This window comes from Bacillus pretiosus, from assembly GCF_051294775.1.
GTDB classification, from domain to species: Bacteria; Bacillota; Bacilli; order Bacillales; family Bacillaceae_G; genus Bacillus_A; species Bacillus_A wiedmannii.
Genome location: NZ_JBPPHF010000011.1, coordinates 1 through 17,179 on the forward strand (window position 1 = coordinate 1; position 17,179 = coordinate 17,179).

Genomic DNA, 17,179 nt, shown 5'->3' on the forward strand with positions numbered 1-17,179 from the left:
CCTTCATAGTTTGGTGATGATGGCAGAGAGGTCACACCCGTTCCCATACCGAACACGGAAGTTAAGCTCTCTAGCGCCGATGGTAGTTGGGACCTTGTCCCTGTGAGAGTAGGACGTCGCCAAGCAACTAAACACGAGTCAAATGACTCGTGTTTTTTCGTGTTTTCTTTTATAATCCATAGTAATTAAAAAATGTGTTCAAATAATTATTATTTTGATTAAATACAGGGGAATGTGGCTAGGATAGTGAATAAGCAAAAGAGTTGCAAATTTTATTAATACGTATATAATTAAAGTCAAAGATAGTCAAAGTCAATAAAGGTGGCGGATAAATGAGAAATATATCTGATATCATTGAGCAATATCTAAAGCAAGTTATTGACTTAAGTAATAATAATGTGATTGAAATCAAAAGAAATGAGATTGCGGATCGATTCGAGTGCGTACCATCTCAAATCAATTATGTAATCAATACCCGTTTTACGATAGAAAGAGGATTTGTAGTAGAAAGTAAACGTGGTGGAGGAGGTTACATTCGCATTATAAAAGTCAAACTGCATGACGATATAGACATGATTGATCAAATGCTTCATATGATTGATCATAGCGTTGCGCAAGGGAATGCAGAGAGTATGATTATACGTTTAATAGAAGAGGGAATCATAACAAATCGTGAAGCTAAACTTATGTTAAGTGTACTAGATCGTTCTGTATTATCAATGGATGTTCCTTCTCGAGATGAACTTAGGGCTCGAATATTATGCGCAATGTTAAGAACACTGAAATATAAATAAATATAGCTTTTGTAAAAGAATAATAACTAAGAGATAAGGCAGTTAAATATTGTAGAGGTTTTGAAAAAAGAACACGCACTTTTATTTAAACAAGTAAAGGAAAGTGAACAATCTAGTAATGTATGAAAAGTACTATCAGATAGATCGTTCCTATTGTAAAGGTGGGGATAGTGATGACTTGTCAAAACTGTAATATAAGACCAGCAACTTTACATTATACAAAAGTAATCAACGAAAAGAAGACGGAAGTTCATCTTTGTGAGCAATGTGCAGAACAAAGTGGCTATACGTCTTTCTTTCAATCACCGCAGTCTAACTTTTCATTCCATGATTTATTTGCTGGGTTATTACACGGTGAATCAACAATGTTTGAAGAAGGACAAAACGGGCTTTCGAATACAAGTATATTAAGGTGTCCAGATTGTAAGATGACATATGAGCAATTTACAAAGGTGGGACGGTTTGGATGTGCTTCTTGTTACGATACATTTAAGGAACATTTAAAGCCATTATTAAAACGTCTGCACGGCGGACATACAGATCATTGTGGGAAAATTCCGGAACGTATAGAAGGAAATCTTCACTTAAAGAAAGAATTAGATGAACTAAAACTCATTCTGAAACAATACGTACAGAAAGAGGAGTTTGAGAAAGCTGCTGAAGTAAGGGATGATATTCGAGGTCTTGAAAATCAGCTTAGTGAGCATAGAGAGGGGGAATAGTTCTATGTCACTGGACAAAATTATGAATGAAGCGATTAGTCCATGGATGAAGGGGGATGGCCCTGATTCTGATATTGTTTTAAGTAGTCGAATTCGTTTGGCTCGTAATTTTAAAAAATATCAATTCTCTACTATGCAAAACGAAGAAGAAGCTAGACAGATTCATGAATTATTTAAAAAGGAATTTATAAATAAAACGGTAGAACCTTTTGGAGAGTTTGAACTATTAAAAATGAATGAATTAACGCCTCTTCAAAGGAGAGTATTAGTTGAAAAGCATTTAATTAGTCCTAACCTTGCAGGAACAGAATATGGAGCATGTCTATTATCAGAAAGCGAACATATTAGTGTTATGCTTAATGAAGAAGACCACATTAGGATACAGTGCTTATTTTCAGGGTTACAGTTATCAGAGGCTATTCAAAGTGCCAATCAAATAGATAATTGGATAGAGGAAGAGGTTGAATATGCTTTTGATGAATCACTTGGATATATAACGAGCTGCCCTACTAACGTTGGTACAGGATTGAGGGCTTCCGTAATGATTCACTTACCGGGACTCGTTTTAACGAAAAGAATTAGCCGCATTATACAAGTAATTCAAAAATTAGGGTTAGTTGTAAGAGGAATATACGGTGAAGGTAGCGAAGCGTTAGGTAATATATTTCAAGTGTCAAATCAAATGACGCTAGGAAAATCTGAAGAAGATATTATTGCAGATCTAAAAAGTGTCATTCAACAAATCATACAGCAAGAAAAAATGGCTAGAGAATTAATTGTACAAAATTCAAGTATTGAGCTTGAAGATAAGGTTTATCGCTCTTATGGCATACTAGCAAACAGTCGGTTAATTCAATCTGCAGAAGCGGCCACTTGCTTATCAGATGTACGACTTGGTATTGATTTAGGATATATAAAAGGTGTATCGAGAAATATTTTGACTGAGCTAATGGTTCTTACACAACCAGGCATTTTACAACAATATGCAGGCGGACCTTTAGGACCAGAAGAAAGAGATTATCGAAGAGCAACCTTAATCCGTGAGCGATTACGTATTGAAAAAAACTAAGCGCAAGTAGGAGGCGATTTCTATGATGTTTGGAAGATTTACAGAAAGAGCACAGAAAGTATTAGCTTTATCTCAAGAGGAAGCAATTCGTATTGGGCATAATAATATTGGAACAGAACACATTTTACTTGGGCTTGTACGCGAAGGGGAAGGAATTGCAGCAAAAGCGTTAATTGCTCTTGGATTAAGTCCAGAGAAGGTTCAAAAAGAGGTAGAAGCGTTAATTGGACGCGGAACAGAAGCTTCTCAAACTGTACATTATACACCGCGTGCTAAAAAGGTTATTGAGTTGTCTATGGATGAAGCTCGTAAATTAGGTCATTCTTACGTTGGAACAGAACATATCTTACTTGGTTTAATCCGTGAAGGTGAAGGTGTAGCAGCACGTGTTTTAAATAACTTAGGTGTTAGCTTAAATAAGGCAAGACAACAAGTATTGCAACTCCTTGGAAGTAATGAAGCAAGTTCAGGTCACCAAGGTGGTTCTTCAACGAATGCAAATACACCGACACTGGATAGCTTAGCACGTGATTTAACAGTTGTTGCACGTGAAAATCGTCTAGATCCTGTTATCGGTCGTGGTAAAGAAATTCAACGTGTAATTGAAGTTTTAAGCCGTAGAACAAAAAATAATCCTGTATTAATTGGAGAACCTGGTGTAGGTAAAACGGCAATTGCAGAAGGATTAGCACAACAAATTGTAAATAATGAAGTTCCTGAAACATTAAGAGATAAGCGTGTTATGACACTAGATATGGGTACAGTTGTAGCTGGAACGAAATATCGTGGTGAATTTGAAGATCGTTTAAAGAAAGTTATGGATGAAATCCGTCAAGCTGGAAACATTATTCTATTTATTGATGAACTTCATACATTAATTGGTGCAGGTGGAGCAGAAGGTGCAATTGATGCATCTAACATTTTAAAACCATCTTTAGCACGCGGAGAGTTACAATGTATTGGGGCGACAACCTTAGATGAATATCGTAAATATATTGAAAAAGACGCGGCTTTAGAAAGACGTTTCCAACCAATTCACGTTGATGAGCCAAGTTTAGACGAATCAACTCAAATATTGAAAGGTTTACGTGATCGTTACGAAGCGCATCACCGTGTATCTATTACAGATGATGCAATTGATGCAGCTGTAAAGCTTTCAGACCGCTATATTACAGATCGTTTCTTACCAGATAAAGCAATTGATTTAATTGATGAAGCTGCTTCAAAGGTTCGCTTACGCTCTTATACAACACCACCAAATCTAAAAGAGCTTGAAGTAAAACTTGAGGAAATTAGAAAAGAAAAAGATGCAGCTGTGCAAAGTCAAGAATTTGAAAAAGCTGCTTCCTTACGTGATATGGAACAACGCTTACGTGAAAAGTTAGAAGATACGAAGCGTCAATGGAAAGAGCAACAAGGAAAAGAAAACTCAGAAGTGACAGTAGAAGATATTGCAAATGTCGTTTCTACGTGGACTCGTATACCGGTTTCTAAACTTGCACAAACAGAGACTGATAAATTATTGAACTTAGAATCCATTCTTCACAACCGTGTTATTGGTCAAGATGAAGCGGTAGTAGCTGTAGCGAAAGCTGTTCGTCGTGCTAGAGCAGGATTGAAAGATCCGAAACGTCCGATTGGTTCATTTATTTTCTTAGGACCAACAGGTGTAGGTAAAACAGAACTAGCAAGAGCATTAGCAGAATCTATGTTCGGTGATGAGGATGCAATGATTCGCATCGATATGTCTGAGTACATGGAGAAGCATTCGACTTCTCGTTTAGTTGGATCTCCTCCAGGATATGTTGGATATGAAGAAGGTGGACAATTAACAGAAAAGGTTCGCCGTAAGCCATATTCAGTTGTCCTATTAGATGAAGTAGAGAAAGCTCATCCTGATGTGTTTAACATTTTACTACAAGTATTAGAAGATGGTCGCTTAACGGATTCTAAAGGGCGTACAGTTGATTTCCGTAATACAATTGTTATTATGACATCTAACGTTGGTGCAGATGCGTTAAAACGTAATAAACATCTTGGATTTAACGTACAAGATGAGAGCCGCGATTATTCAGATATGAAAGGTAAAGTAATGGATGAACTGAAAAAGGCATTTCGTCCAGAATTCTTAAACCGTATTGATGAAATTATCGTGTTCCATATGCTTGAGAAAAAACATATTCAAGAGATTGTAACACTTATGGTGAATCAGTTAGTGAAGCGCTTAAAAGAGCAAGAGATTGAATTGCATTTAACAGAAGGAGCGATTTCAGCCATTGCTGATAAAGGATTTGACCGAGAATACGGTGCTCGTCCGCTTCGTAGAGCAATTCAGAAACATGTAGAAGATAGACTATCGGAAGAACTTTTAAAAGGTGCTATTGAGAAAGGACAAAAAGTTATCTTTGATGTTGAAGGGGAATCATTTGTCATTCATAGTGCTGAAAAGGTAAAATAAGTATAGACAAACTAAGAGGGCTACGAGATAGCCCTCTTTCTTGTACGAGAAGGATAAACTGTTTATAGATGAAAGTGAAGTGAAATATAAAACGATATGGCTAAAAAGAAAACAAAATTCACATGTCAAGAGTGTGGTTATCAGTCACCAAAATATATGGGGAAATGCCCTGGTTGTGGTCAATGGAATACGCTTGTTGAAGAGATGGAACCGGTTGTATCATCAAGACGCCTTAATTATGCCAATGCAATTCAATCGGAAGTAACAAAACCAAGACGCCTAACAGAAGTAGAAACAAAATCTGAGGCACGTATTGAAACGAAATTCCAAGAGTTTAACCGTGTACTTGGTGGTGGGATTGTAGATGGATCCTTAGTACTTATTGGTGGAGACCCTGGGATTGGGAAATCAACATTGTTATTACAAATTTCATCGCAATTAGCAGATTCTTCATATGATGTACTATACATATCAGGTGAGGAGTCAGCAAAGCAGATTAAACTTCGTGCAGATCGTTTGCATGTAAAGGGTAGTAATCTATTTGTTGTAGCAGAAACTGATCTACAGCGAATTGCAGCGCACATTGAAGAAATGAATCCAGCTTTTGTTGTTATTGACTCTATTCAAACGATACATTTACCTGAAGTGACGTCAGCCCCAGGAAGTGTAGCGCAAGTACGTGAATGTACAGCGGAATTAATGAAACTTGCAAAAACGAAAGGAATTCCTATTTTTATCGTCGGACATGTAACAAAAGAGGGGGCAATTGCAGGACCTCGTATGTTAGAACATATGGTCGATGCAGTTCTTTACTTTGAAGGAGATCGTCATCATACATATCGTATTTTGCGAGCTGTGAAGAATCGTTTTGGCTCCACGAATGAAATGGGTATTTTTGAAATGAAAGAGCTCGGTCTTGCGGAAGTCTTAAACCCTTCTGAAATTTTTCTTGAGGAAAGACCCGTTGGAGTCGCGGGATCAACAGTAGTTGCCTCAATGGAAGGAACAAGACCGGTTTTAGTAGAAATACAAGCATTAATCTCCCCTACTAGTTTTGGAAACCCTCGAAGAATGGCGACGGGAATTGATCATAACCGTGTATCGCTTATTATGGCAGTGCTAGAAAAAAGAACAGGTTTATTATTGCAGAACCAAGACGCATATTTAAAAGTAGCAGGTGGTTTGAAATTAGATGAACCAGCAATTGATTTAGCTGTGGCTTTAAGTATTGCTTCAAGTTTTAGAGATAAATCTACGACACCAACTGATGCAGTAATAGGAGAAGTAGGATTAACTGGAGAAATAAGAAGAGTATCAAGAATTGAACAACGTGTACAAGAAGCAGCTAAATTAGGATTTCAACGTGCTATTATTCCTAGAAAAAATTTGGGAGGATGGACAATTCCGGATGGGATTGAGGTAGTAGGTGTATCTAATTTAGGGGAAGCGCTTCGTTTGACATTAGGAGGCTAGGCTATGGAAGAAAACAAGCAACGTGTCAAAAGTATGATTAATATTTTACAGCTCGTGGCCCCAGGAACACCACTGCGCGAAGGGATAGATAATGTGCTTCGCGCACAAACAGGGGGACTAATTGTTCTTGGATATAATGAACAAATTAAAAGTATTGTTGATGGGGGATTTCACATTAATTGTGCATTCTCTCCTGCTAGTTTATACGAATTAGCAAAAATGGATGGGGCACTTATTTTAAATGAAACTGGAAGTAAAATTTTAATTGCAAATGCACAGTTAGTTCCAGAGGCATCTATTGATTCTATTGAAACAGGTATGCGCCACCGGACGGCAGAGCGTGTAGCAAAGCAGACAGGTAGTCTCGTTGTGGCTATTTCACAAAGACGTAACGTAATTACACTATATCAAGGGAATTTACGTTATACACTAAAGGATATAGGTGTTATTTTAACAAAGGCAAACCAAGCTATTCAAACGTTAGAAAAATATAAGGCTGTATGGAATGATGGTATTACGAATTTGGGCATTCTAGAATTTGAAGAAGTCGTTACAATGTCCGAGGTGGTTCATGTGTTACATAGTGTTGAAATGGTACTGCGGATTAAAAATGAAATATTGAGCTATATTCATGAGTTAGGAACGGAAGGTAGGTTAATTCGTTTACAACTTACAGAACTACTAGCTGATTTAGAGGCAGAGGCAGCGTTATTAATTAAAGATTATTATCAAGAAAAAACACAAGACCATCATCAAATTTTGAAAAAGTTACAAGATCTTGCGAATACACAACTTCTAGAGGATAGCGATTTAGTTAAATTGCTTGGCTATCCAGGACAAATGAGTTTAGAAGAAAGTGTGACGCCGAGAGGATACCGAATCACAAGCAAAATTTCGCGCGTTCCGCCACTTATCATTGAAAATTTAATTAATCGATTTAAGACTTTACAAGGTGTTTGTCGAGCAACTATTAATGAATTGGATGATGTGGAAGGAATTGGAGAAGTAAGGGCGAAGAAAATACGAGAAGGCTTAAAAAGAATCCAAGAGCATCTCTATATGAGTAGACACAATTAAGAATATTACATTGATTCCATAATATAACGACACTAGAACATTTTTGGTATAAGATATGGTATATTGGTAAATAAAACTATTTATAAAAAAACACGTCCGCTTTTGCATTCGGCGTTTTGATTAGCGAAACAATGGTTAATAATGAGTAGGAGGTGGTTGGATGTTAAAACGGATTGTACAGCTCTTCTTTCTAGTAATTGGCGGAGCGTTAGGGATTTACTTAATCCCAAAAGTTATTAATGTATTAGACATCGGTGCCGTTCCTTTATTGGAAGGATCGTATGTTCGTGCAATTATTGGTGCAATTATTTTATTTTTAACAACATTTTGGCTTGTAGATTATATTGTTCAACTTATTAAGCATATTGAAGAGGCTCTTGTAAAGGCGCCTGTAGCGGATGTTTTATTTGGTACATTAGGGTTAATCTCTGGTCTTATTGTTGCATATTTAATTTTAATACCAATTCGTGAATTTACAATTCCAGTTATTAGCACAGTGTTGCAAGTGTTCTTTACTCTTTTACTTGGATATTTAGGATTCCAAGTAGGGTTTAAAAAGAGGAATGAATTGCTAGGATTATTTACATTACCACAACGTGGGAAGAAGAAAAATAATAATAGTGAGAATGAAGAAACTGAGGTAGAAGAATCTACAACTCATTGGAAAATTCTCGATACGAGTGTAATTATCGATGGGCGTATTGCTGATATTTGCCAAACAAAGTTTTTAGAAGGAACAATTGTGATTCCACAATTCGTGTTAGAAGAACTTCAGCACATTGCCGATTCTTCTGATGCTTTAAAGCGTAATCGTGGTCGCAGAGGATTAGATATTTTAAATCGTATTCAAAAAGAGATGCCGATTCCGGTAGAAATTTATGAAGGCGATTTCGATGATATTCAAGAAGTGGATAGCAAACTTGTAAAGTTGGCGAAAATCACTGGTGGAACGGTAGTAACGAATGATTTCAATTTAAACAAAGTTTCTGAATTACAAGGGGTAACGGTGTTAAATATTAACGATTTAGCTAATGCAATTAAACCTGTTGTACTCCCAGGTGAAGAACTGAGTGTTTATGTTGTCAAAGATGGAAAAGAACAAAATCAAGGTGTTGCATATTTAGATGATGGCACGATGATTGTAGTAGAAGATGGTCGAGAATATGTAGGTTCACAACTCAATGTGCTTGTTACTAGTGTGTTACAAACATCGGCTGGGCGTATGATTTTCGCCAAACGTAAATTATTAGAAAAAGCATTATAAGTAGAGGATTATTAATATGTATACATTAATTATTCCAGCAGCTGGTCAAGGTAAGCGGATGGGTGCTGGTAAAAATAAGTTGTTCTTACTTATTAATGGAGTACCGATTATTGTGCATACGTTACGTGCTTTTGAAAAAGATAAAGCGTGCAAAAGTATTATTATGGCAATTAACAAAGAAGAACGTCCGTATTTTGAAGAATTAATGCAGAAGTATCCAATTGAAAAGCCAGTACAATTTATTCAGGGCGGAGCCGAAAGACAAGATAGTGTATATAACGCCATTCAGCATACTAGTGATGTTGAGTATGTTCTTGTACATGATGGCGCGCGTCCATTTGTAACGAACAAAGTGATTCAAGATGTATTAACTGCAGCGGAAAAATATGGAGCGTCCATTTGTGCGGTACCAGTGAAAGATACAGTTAAGAAAGTAGAGCAGGGTATCGTTGTCGAAACGGTAGAAAGATCTCAGCTTAAAGCTGTACAAACACCACAAGGGTTCGCTGTTTCTCTTTTGTTAGAAGCTCATAGAAGTGCAAAACAGGGTTGTTTCCTTGGTACAGATGATGCAAGCCTCGTAGAACGTATCGGGAAGCAAGTAGGTGTAGTAGAGGGGAGTTACTATAATATTAAAGTGACGACTCCAGAGGATTTATTAATTGCTGAAAGTTTCCTTCATGTTCAAAAGAAATGAAAGTGATGATTATAGCGAAAAAAAGCTCGGCAACAGCCGGGCTTTTCTTTATAAGGATAGCGATATAATATAGAATCATAAAGCTCTGTAGTTTAGCTTGAGGAGGATGTAAAAAATGTTTCGAATTGGACAAGGTTTTGATGTGCATGAGTTTGCGGAAGGTAGACCGTTAATTATTGGTGGAATTACAATTCCTCATGAGAAAGGATTAATTGGTCATTCAGATGCAGACGTATTGTTACATACGATTGCAGATGCATGTTTAGGTGCAATTGCAGCTGGGGATATTGGAAAGCATTTCCCTGATACAGATCCTGCTTTTAAAGATGCTGATTCAGCTGTATTGCTGCAAAAGGTTTGGGAATTTGTACGTGAACAAGGTTACGAGTTAGGGAATCTAGATTGTACAATTATTGCTCAAAAGCCAAAGATGGCACCACATATTGAAAGTATGCGTAAACGTATTAGTGAACTGTTAGAAACGTCTATTGACAATATCAATGTAAAAGCAACAACAACAGAAAAATTAGGATTTACAGGTAGAGAAGAAGGAATTGCTTCTCAAGCAGTTGTTTTATTACAGAAAAAATAATGGTTTTTAATTCGTAAGATGGATAATCACATTTTTTTGGTGTACAATTATAGAATGTGTTGACATTAAGAATGGAAGGTGTACCAATTATGGAAAAGCAAGTGAGAGTGCGCTATGCGCCAAGTCCAACAGGACACTTACATATCGGAAATGCGCGTACGGCATTATTTAATTATTTATTTGCTCGTCATCAAGATGGTAAGTTTATTATTCGTATTGAAGATACTGATGTGAAACGTAATGTTGCTGGTGGAGAAGAAAGCCAATTAAAATACTTGAAATGGCTCGGTATGGACTGGGATGAAGGTGTTGATGTTGGTGGTGAATTTGGACCATATCGTCAAACAGAGCGTTTAGATATTTATAAAAAATTATATGAAGATTTATTAGAACGCGGTTTAGCTTACAAATGTTATATGACAGAAGAAGAGCTAGAAGCAGAGCGTGAAGGACAAATCTCTCGTGGTGAAACACCGCGTTATGCTGGAAACCACCGTGATTTAACTGAGGAGCAAATGAAGGGATTTGAGGCTGAAGGCCGCATTCCGAGTATTCGTTTCCGTGTACCGGTTGATCGCGACTACACGTTTAAAGATATCGTAAAAGATGAAGTTGCATTCCATTCAAATGATTTCGGTGATTTCGTTATCGTGAAAAAAGATGGAATTCCAACTTATAACTTTGCGGTAGCAGTAGATGATCACTTAATGGAGATTACACATGTACTTCGTGGTGATGATCATATTTCAAATACGCCAAAACAAATGATGATTTACGAAGCTTTCGGTTGGGATATTCCGCAATTTGGTCATATGACTTTAATTGTAAACGAAAGCCGTAAAAAGTTAAGTAAGCGTGATGAATCTATTATTCAATTTATTGAGCAATATAAAGAGCTTGGATATCTTCCAGAAGCGATCTTTAACTTTATTGCACTACTAGGTTGGTCGCCAGTAGGAGAAGAAGAAATCTTCTCTCAAGAAGAATTTATCAAAATGTTCGATGCAGCTCGTTTATCAAAATCACCTGCATTATTTGATTCTCAAAAACTAAAATGGATGAACAACCAATATATGAAAAAGCAAGATTTAGATACGGTGGTAGAATTAAGCTTACCGCATCTAGTGAAAGCTGGACGTATAGGTGAAACTTTAAGCGAACAAGAACAAGCTTGGATTCGTGATGTAATTGCGTTATATCATGAACAAATGAGTTTTGGAGCTGAAATTGTAGAGCTTTCTGAAATGTTCTTCAAAGATCATGTTGATTATGAAGAAGAAGGACAAGAAGTATTAAAAGGTGAACAAGTACCAGAAGTACTTCGTGCATTTGCGAGTCAAGTAGAAGCACTAGAAGCGATGGAACCAGCAGCGATTAAGGCGGCTATTAAAGCAGTGCAAAAGGAAACAGGTCATAAAGGTAAAAACTTATTTATGCCAATCCGTGTTGCAACTACTGGTCAAACACATGGCCCAGAGCTTCCTAATGCTATTGCACTTCTTGGAAAAGAAAAAGTTTTAAATCGTCTTCAAAAAGTAATTGGTTAACATTTTCTAGATTTAGAAATATAATAAGTATACTTAAAACCTAATAAGGAAAAGCGACGAGAAGGAGAAGTAGAAAATCAGGCTTTTTACAGAGAGAACCACCTTTAGGCTGGAAGTGGTTTATAAGCGGATTTTTGAAATGCCCCTTCGAGTCTTCTGCTGAACAGCGAATTGTTTTGTGAAACGTCTTAGGGCGTAAAGTAAGCAGAAGCGGTGTACACCGTTATCATAGATGAGTTTGAGGCTTTCTTTAGCCTAAACAGAGTGGAACCGCGCTTATAAGGCGTCTCTGTCAATATGACAGAGGCGTCTTTTTTATACCGTAAAAATGGGTATGAGTATAAGTTTTATCCCCGTGTATAAAGATTTAGGGGGATAAGTAGGGAGTTAAGGGAGTTAGTTCACTCGAAAAAGCAGCCCATAAAGGGGAGGGAGCGTCGATGTTTAAGAGGCTTCGGGAAGATATTGAAGTCGTTTTTGAACAGGATCCAGCGGCAAGAAGTTATTTCGAAGTCATTTTGACTTACTCTGGATTACATGCAGTTTGGGCCCATCGAATTGCACATGCTTTTTATAAAAAGAATTTCTTCTTTATTGCACGTTGGATCTCACAAGTTAGTCGTTTTTTTACCGGTATTGAGATTCATCCAGGAGCAACAATTGGTCGTCGTTTTTTCATAGACCATGGAATGGGGGTTGTAATTGGAGAAACGTGCGAGATTGGTGATAATGTAACGATCTATCAAGGTGTTACATTAGGTGGTACGGGTAAAGAAAAGGGGAAGAGGCACCCTACAATTCAGGATAATGTATTAATTGCAACAGGTGCTAAAGTGCTAGGTTCTATTACAGTTGGAGAGAATTCTAAAATTGGAGCAGGGTCTGTCGTATTAAAAGAAGTGCCTGCACATTCTACAGTTGTAGGTATACCTGGCCGAGTCGTTATTCAAAATGGAGTAAAGATCGGTCAAGAATTAAATCATTCTGACCTTCCAGACCCAATTTTTGATAAGTTAAAGGTCATGGAAGTAGAACTTGATAAATTGAAAAAACAACTTGAAGTAAAGGTAGAAAGGAAGGATAAAAATGACTATTCACATTTATAATACGTTAACGCGTCAAAAGGAAGAGTTTACTCCATTAGAAGAAAATAAGGTAAAGATGTATGTGTGTGGACCTACAGTTTATAACTATATTCACATTGGGAATGCAAGACCACCTATGGTATTTGATACGGTACGCCGTTATTTAGAATATAAAGGGTATGATGTGCAGTATGTATCTAACTTTACTGACGTAGATGATAAATTAATTAAAGCAGCAAATGAATTAGGTGAAGATGTGCCGACAATTGCTGACCGTTTCGTTGAAGCGTATTTTGAAGATGTAACGGCACTAGGTTGCAAACATGCAACAGTTCATCCGCGTGTAACGGAAAATATGGATATCATTATTGAATTTATTCAAGAACTTGTGAATAAAGGATATGCATATGAATCAGAAGGTGATGTGTACTTTAGAACGAAGGAATTTGAAGGATACGGTAAATTATCGCATCAACCAATCGCCGACTTACGTCACGGTGCACGCATTGAAGTAGGAGAAAAGAAACAAGATCCTCTTGATTTTGCTCTATGGAAAGCTGCGAAAGAAGGAGAAATCTTCTGGGAAAGCCCTTGGGGGAAAGGTCGTCCAGGCTGGCATATTGAATGCTCAGCAATGGCGCGTAAATACTTAGGAGATACAATCGATATTCATGCTGGTGGTCAAGACTTGGCATTTCCTCATCATGAGAATGAAATTGCGCAGTCTGAGGCATTAACAGGAAAAACATTTGCACGTTATTGGATGCACAATGGATATATTAATATTAATAATGAGAAGATGTCTAAGTCACTGGGGAACTTCATTTTAGTTCACGATATCATTAAGCAATATGATCCACAGCTAATTAGATTCTTTATGCTATCGGTACATTACCGTCACCCAATTAATTTCAGTGAAGATTTACTACAAAGTACAAATAACGGACTGGAAAGAATTAAAACGGCCTACGGTAATTTAAAACACCGTATGGAAAGTAGTACTGATTTAACAGATCATAATGAGAAATGGTTAGCGGAACTGGAAAAATTCCAGACTGCATTTGAAGAAGCAATGAATGATGACTTCAACACTGCTAATGCAATCACTGAGTTATATAATGTAGCAAATCATGCAAATCAATATTTACTGGAAGAACATACGTCTACAGTTGTAATTGAAGCATACGTAAAACAACTTGAAACATTATTTGATATTTTAGGGTTAGAATTAGCGCAAGAAGAGTTGCTTGATGAAGAAATTGAGGTACTTATTCAAAAGCGCATTGAAGCTCGTAAAAATCGTGATTTTGCGTTATCGGATCAAATTCGCGATGATTTAAAAAACCGTAATATTATTTTAGAAGATACCGCTCAAGGTACAAGATGGAAAAGAGGATAAGAATGATTGATGCAAAGCAATTAAACAGCTTAGCGTTAGCATATATGGGTGATGCGGTATATGAACAATATATCCGCTATCACCTACTTCAAAAAGGGAAAGTTCGTCCTAATCAATTGCATCGATTAGGGACAAGCTTTGTTTCGGCAAAAGCACAGGCGAAAGTTGTTTATCATTTATTAGAGACAGCATTTTTAACAGAGGAAGAAGAGGCGGTACTAAGAAGAGGGCGTAATGCAAATTCAGGTACTGTCCCGAAAAATACTGATGTACAAACATATCGATATAGTACAGCCTTTGAAGCGCTAATTGGCTATCATCACTTATTAAATAATCGTGAAAGATTAGACGAAATTGTATATAAGGCAATTGCTGTTTTAGAAGAAAAGGAAGGGGGCACATCATCATGAGTAGTGAATATATTATCGGACGTAACCCTGTAATTGAAGCGTTACGCTCAGGAAGAGATATTAATAAAATTTGGATCGCGGAAGGTGCTGCCAAAGGACAAATACAAATTGTACTAGCACTAGCGAAAGAAAATAAGATTATTTTACAACATGCACCAAAGAAGAAGTTAGATCAATTAGTTGAGGGGAACCATCAAGGTGTAATTGCTCAAGTGGCTGCATATCAATATGCTGAGCTAGAAGATCTATTTAAAGTGGCAGAGAAGCGTAACGAAGATCCGTTCTTCTTAATTTTAGATGAAATCGAAGACCCGCATAACCTAGGTTCTATTATGCGTACTGCGGATGCAACAGGAGCTCATGGAATTATTATTCCGAAAAGAAGAGCTGTGGGACTTACTGCATCAGTTGCGAAAGCATCGACTGGAGCAATTGAATATATTCCTGTTGCACGTGTAACGAATTTATCTCGTACAATCGATGAATTAAAAGAACGTGGACTTTGGATTGCTGGTACAGATGCAAAAGGGAAAACGGATTACCGTAATTTAGATGGTAAAATGCCAATTGGATTAGTAATTGGAAGTGAAGGAAAAGGTATGAGTCGTATTATTGGTGAAAAATGTGATTTCTTAATTACTTTACCGATGGTCGGTAAAGTTACATCCTTAAATGCTTCAGTAGCCGCAAGTTTGTTAATGTATGAGGTATATCGTAAGCGTCACGAAATTGGTAAATAAAAAATGAACGATATTTTAATCGTTGACGGTTACAACATTATCGGAGCTTGGGGAGACTTGAAGAAACTACGGGATGTAGATTTGCAATCATCAAGAGATGCACTGATTGATAAGATGGCGGATTACCAAGGATACACAGGTACAAAGGTAATGATAGTTTTTGATGCTTATACAGTCCAAGGTATTGAAAAAAAGATGAAACAATCGCGTGTGGAAGTCATATTCACGAGGAAGAATCAAACTGCAGATGAAAAGATAGAGCAGCTTGCGATTGAGCTTAGAAATATAAATACGCAAATATATGTTGCGACTTCTGATTATACGGAACAATGGGTTATATTTGCGCAAGGTGCTCTTCGGAAATCTGCACGTGAATTGGAGTTGGAAGTACAAGCGATGGAGCAACAAGTAAGAAGGCGTACACAAGACACAAAAGAAAAGCAACCCGCCATGCGAAAGATATTTAGTAAAGATATTACAGAAAAATTAGAAAAATTAAGAAGAGGAGAGCGTTGAAGCATTGACGCTCTTTATCTTTTTACTGTATAATATTGCTAAATAAATAGCGGTCGGAGGGATCAAGGTGGAAGCAGGCTTCGTAAGTGTAGGCGACGTTACATTTCGTGATTTAGAGGATGAGGCAATCGTTGAGTTAGTTCGAAAAGGTAATACTGACGCTCTAGAATATTTGATTCACAAATATAAGAACTTTGTTCGCGCGAAATCGAGATCTTATTTCTTAGTGGGTGCCGATCGAGAAGATATTGTTCAAGAAGGTATGATTGGATTGTTTAAAGCGATTCGTGATTATAAAGAGGACAAGCTGTCTTCATTCAAAGCATTTGCTGAACTGTGTATCACTCGGCAAATTATTACCGCTATTAAAACAGCAACAAGGCAAAAACATATTCCGTTAAATTCATACGTGTCTTTAGATAAGCCGATTTATGATGAGGAATCTGATCGAACATTATTAGATGTTATTTCGGAAGCGAAGGTAACGGATCCTGAAGAAATGATTATAAGTCAGGAAGAATATACAGACATAGAATCTAAAATATCTGAATTATTAAGCGATTTAGAAAGAAAAGTGCTTTCTTTATATCTAGATGGTCGTTCTTATCAAGAGATTTCGGAACAGTTAAATAGACATGTGAAATCTATTGATAACGCTTTACAGAGGGTGAAGCGGAAATTGGAACGATATATGGAAATGAGAGAGAGTACCACTTTAAATTCATAACAAATGCTACAGGTGTAAAAAATCACCTGTTTTCTTTTTGTAGAGAGTGCAAAAGGCATGTCATTGACATTGTCTTTTGTTGTATGATACATTTTTAGGGACATAATGTTACAAGGTTGGTGTAACTAATGAGGAAAAAAGTTGTACTCTCATGTGAAGAGTGTAAAAATCGAAACTACTCTACGATGAAAGATACGAGCTCAGTAGAGCGACTTGAAATAAAGAAGTTTTGTAAAACATGCAATCAGCATACAGTTCACAAGGAAACAAAATAAATAATTGAAATAATACACTGGAGGTCCCGTAGATGCGTTTAACGAACTTTTTCGGCGATGTAGGTCGCGAAATGAAAAAAGTAAGTTGGCCTAAAAAAGATGAATTACTCCGTTCAACAGCGACTGTTATCGCTACAGTTGTCTTCTTTGCGATTTTCTTCGCAGTGGTTGATATGGGCATTTCTTCTTTAATTCGGTTAATTCTTGGTTAATTCTTGAATAAGAAGCACTTATCCATGATATAATGTTATTTATAAGAACTGTGTAAAGGCCCGGTGAACGGGTTTTTTCATTTGCGCAAAAAAATGTACGTCAGGGAGGGAAGGACGCTCGT

18 protein-coding genes, 1 rRNA gene and 1 other annotated feature are annotated in these 17,179 nt (G+C 37.0%); all 19 genes read left to right on the forward strand.

Going from position 1 to position 17,179, the window contains the following annotated elements; translation table 11 throughout:
- The first annotated feature begins 9 nt into the window (after positions 1-9).
- The 19 genes from rrf (at position 10) to secE (ending at position 17,057) form a co-directional block, all read left to right on the forward strand.
- Positions 10-125: ribosomal RNA gene (gene rrf / locus ACSG5Z_RS28395) — 5S ribosomal RNA — on the forward strand.
- A gap of 207 nt (positions 126-332) precedes the next feature.
- A complete protein-coding gene (gene ctsR, locus ACSG5Z_RS28400; RefSeq protein ID WP_001244556.1) occupies positions 333-794 on the forward strand; it encodes a transcriptional regulator CtsR in 462 nt (153 codons plus the stop codon).
- A gap of 173 nt (positions 795-967) precedes the next feature.
- Complete coding sequence (mcsA, locus tag ACSG5Z_RS28405; RefSeq protein WP_088061472.1) at positions 968-1,516, forward strand: protein-arginine kinase activator protein McsA; 549 nt, start codon at positions 968-970, stop codon at positions 1,514-1,516.
- 4 nt (positions 1,517-1,520) lie between these two features.
- The gene (gene mcsB, locus ACSG5Z_RS28410; RefSeq protein ID WP_087983928.1) at positions 1,521-2,585 is read left to right on the forward strand and encodes a protein-arginine kinase McsB; all 1,065 of its coding nucleotides are present in this window, start codon (positions 1,521-1,523) and stop codon (positions 2,583-2,585) included.
- Positions 2,586-2,607: 22 nt separating this feature from the next.
- Entirely contained in the window at positions 2,608-5,043 is a 2,436-nt protein-coding gene (clpC, locus tag ACSG5Z_RS28415; RefSeq protein ID WP_000971181.1) for an ATP-dependent protease ATP-binding subunit ClpC, read from the forward strand.
- A gap of 96 nt (positions 5,044-5,139) precedes the next feature.
- Positions 5,140-6,516 (forward strand): DNA repair protein RadA, encoded by a 1,377-nt coding sequence (gene radA, locus ACSG5Z_RS28420; protein ID WP_001085205.1) that lies wholly within the window; start codon positions 5,140-5,142, stop codon positions 6,514-6,516.
- Between the two features lie 3 nt (positions 6,517-6,519).
- Positions 6,520-7,593: a DNA integrity scanning diadenylate cyclase DisA gene (gene disA, locus ACSG5Z_RS28425; protein WP_000392165.1), complete on the forward strand. Its 1,074-nt coding sequence runs from the start codon at positions 6,520-6,522 to the stop codon at positions 7,591-7,593.
- Between the two features lie 160 nt (positions 7,594-7,753).
- A complete protein-coding gene (locus tag ACSG5Z_RS28430) occupies positions 7,754-8,857 on the forward strand; it encodes a PIN/TRAM domain-containing protein (RefSeq protein WP_000919686.1) in 1,104 nt (367 codons plus the stop codon).
- Positions 8,858-8,873: 16 nt separating this feature from the next.
- Entirely contained in the window at positions 8,874-9,554 is a 681-nt protein-coding gene (ispD, locus tag ACSG5Z_RS28435) for a 2-C-methyl-D-erythritol 4-phosphate cytidylyltransferase (protein ID WP_435712680.1), read from the forward strand.
- 115 nt (positions 9,555-9,669) lie between these two features.
- Complete coding sequence (gene ispF / locus ACSG5Z_RS28440) at positions 9,670-10,146, forward strand: 2-C-methyl-D-erythritol 2,4-cyclodiphosphate synthase (RefSeq protein WP_000488386.1); 477 nt, start codon at positions 9,670-9,672, stop codon at positions 10,144-10,146.
- 89 nt (positions 10,147-10,235) lie between these two features.
- Complete coding sequence (gene gltX / locus ACSG5Z_RS28445) at positions 10,236-11,693, forward strand: glutamate--tRNA ligase (protein WP_087983926.1); 1,458 nt, start codon at positions 10,236-10,238, stop codon at positions 11,691-11,693.
- A gap of 47 nt (positions 11,694-11,740) precedes the next feature.
- Positions 11,741-11,987 (forward strand) — a binding site (T-box leader).
- 146 nt (positions 11,988-12,133) lie between these two features.
- Complete coding sequence (gene cysE / locus ACSG5Z_RS28450) at positions 12,134-12,799, forward strand: serine O-acetyltransferase (protein ID WP_000476500.1); 666 nt, start codon at positions 12,134-12,136, stop codon at positions 12,797-12,799.
- A complete protein-coding gene (gene cysS, locus ACSG5Z_RS28455) occupies positions 12,780-14,177 on the forward strand; it encodes a cysteine--tRNA ligase (RefSeq protein ID WP_262751484.1) in 1,398 nt (465 codons plus the stop codon). Before cysE ends, cysS begins: the two co-directional genes overlap by 20 nt.
- Positions 14,178-14,179: 2 nt before the next feature.
- On the forward strand, positions 14,180-14,587 hold the full coding sequence (locus ACSG5Z_RS28460) for a Mini-ribonuclease 3 (protein WP_000564263.1): 408 nt from the start codon (positions 14,180-14,182) through the stop codon (positions 14,585-14,587).
- Complete coding sequence (gene rlmB, locus ACSG5Z_RS28465) at positions 14,584-15,327, forward strand: 23S rRNA (guanosine(2251)-2'-O)-methyltransferase RlmB (RefSeq protein WP_000093757.1); 744 nt, start codon at positions 14,584-14,586, stop codon at positions 15,325-15,327. Before ACSG5Z_RS28460 ends, rlmB begins: the two co-directional genes overlap by 4 nt.
- A 3-nt stretch (positions 15,328-15,330) precedes the next feature.
- Positions 15,331-15,843: an NYN domain-containing protein gene (locus tag ACSG5Z_RS28470; RefSeq protein ID WP_000997888.1), complete on the forward strand. Its 513-nt coding sequence runs from the start codon at positions 15,331-15,333 to the stop codon at positions 15,841-15,843.
- A 67-nt stretch (positions 15,844-15,910) separates the two neighbouring features.
- On the forward strand, positions 15,911-16,570 hold the full coding sequence (locus tag ACSG5Z_RS28475; protein ID WP_000387198.1) for an RNA polymerase factor sigma-70: 660 nt from the start codon (positions 15,911-15,913) through the stop codon (positions 16,568-16,570).
- Between the two features lie 128 nt (positions 16,571-16,698).
- Entirely contained in the window at positions 16,699-16,845 is a 147-nt protein-coding gene (gene rpmG, locus ACSG5Z_RS28480) for a 50S ribosomal protein L33 (protein WP_002070160.1), read from the forward strand.
- A 32-nt stretch (positions 16,846-16,877) separates the two neighbouring features.
- A complete protein-coding gene (gene secE, locus ACSG5Z_RS28485) occupies positions 16,878-17,057 on the forward strand; it encodes a preprotein translocase subunit SecE (RefSeq protein ID WP_001241321.1) in 180 nt (59 codons plus the stop codon).
- Positions 17,058-17,179 lie beyond the last annotated feature (122 nt).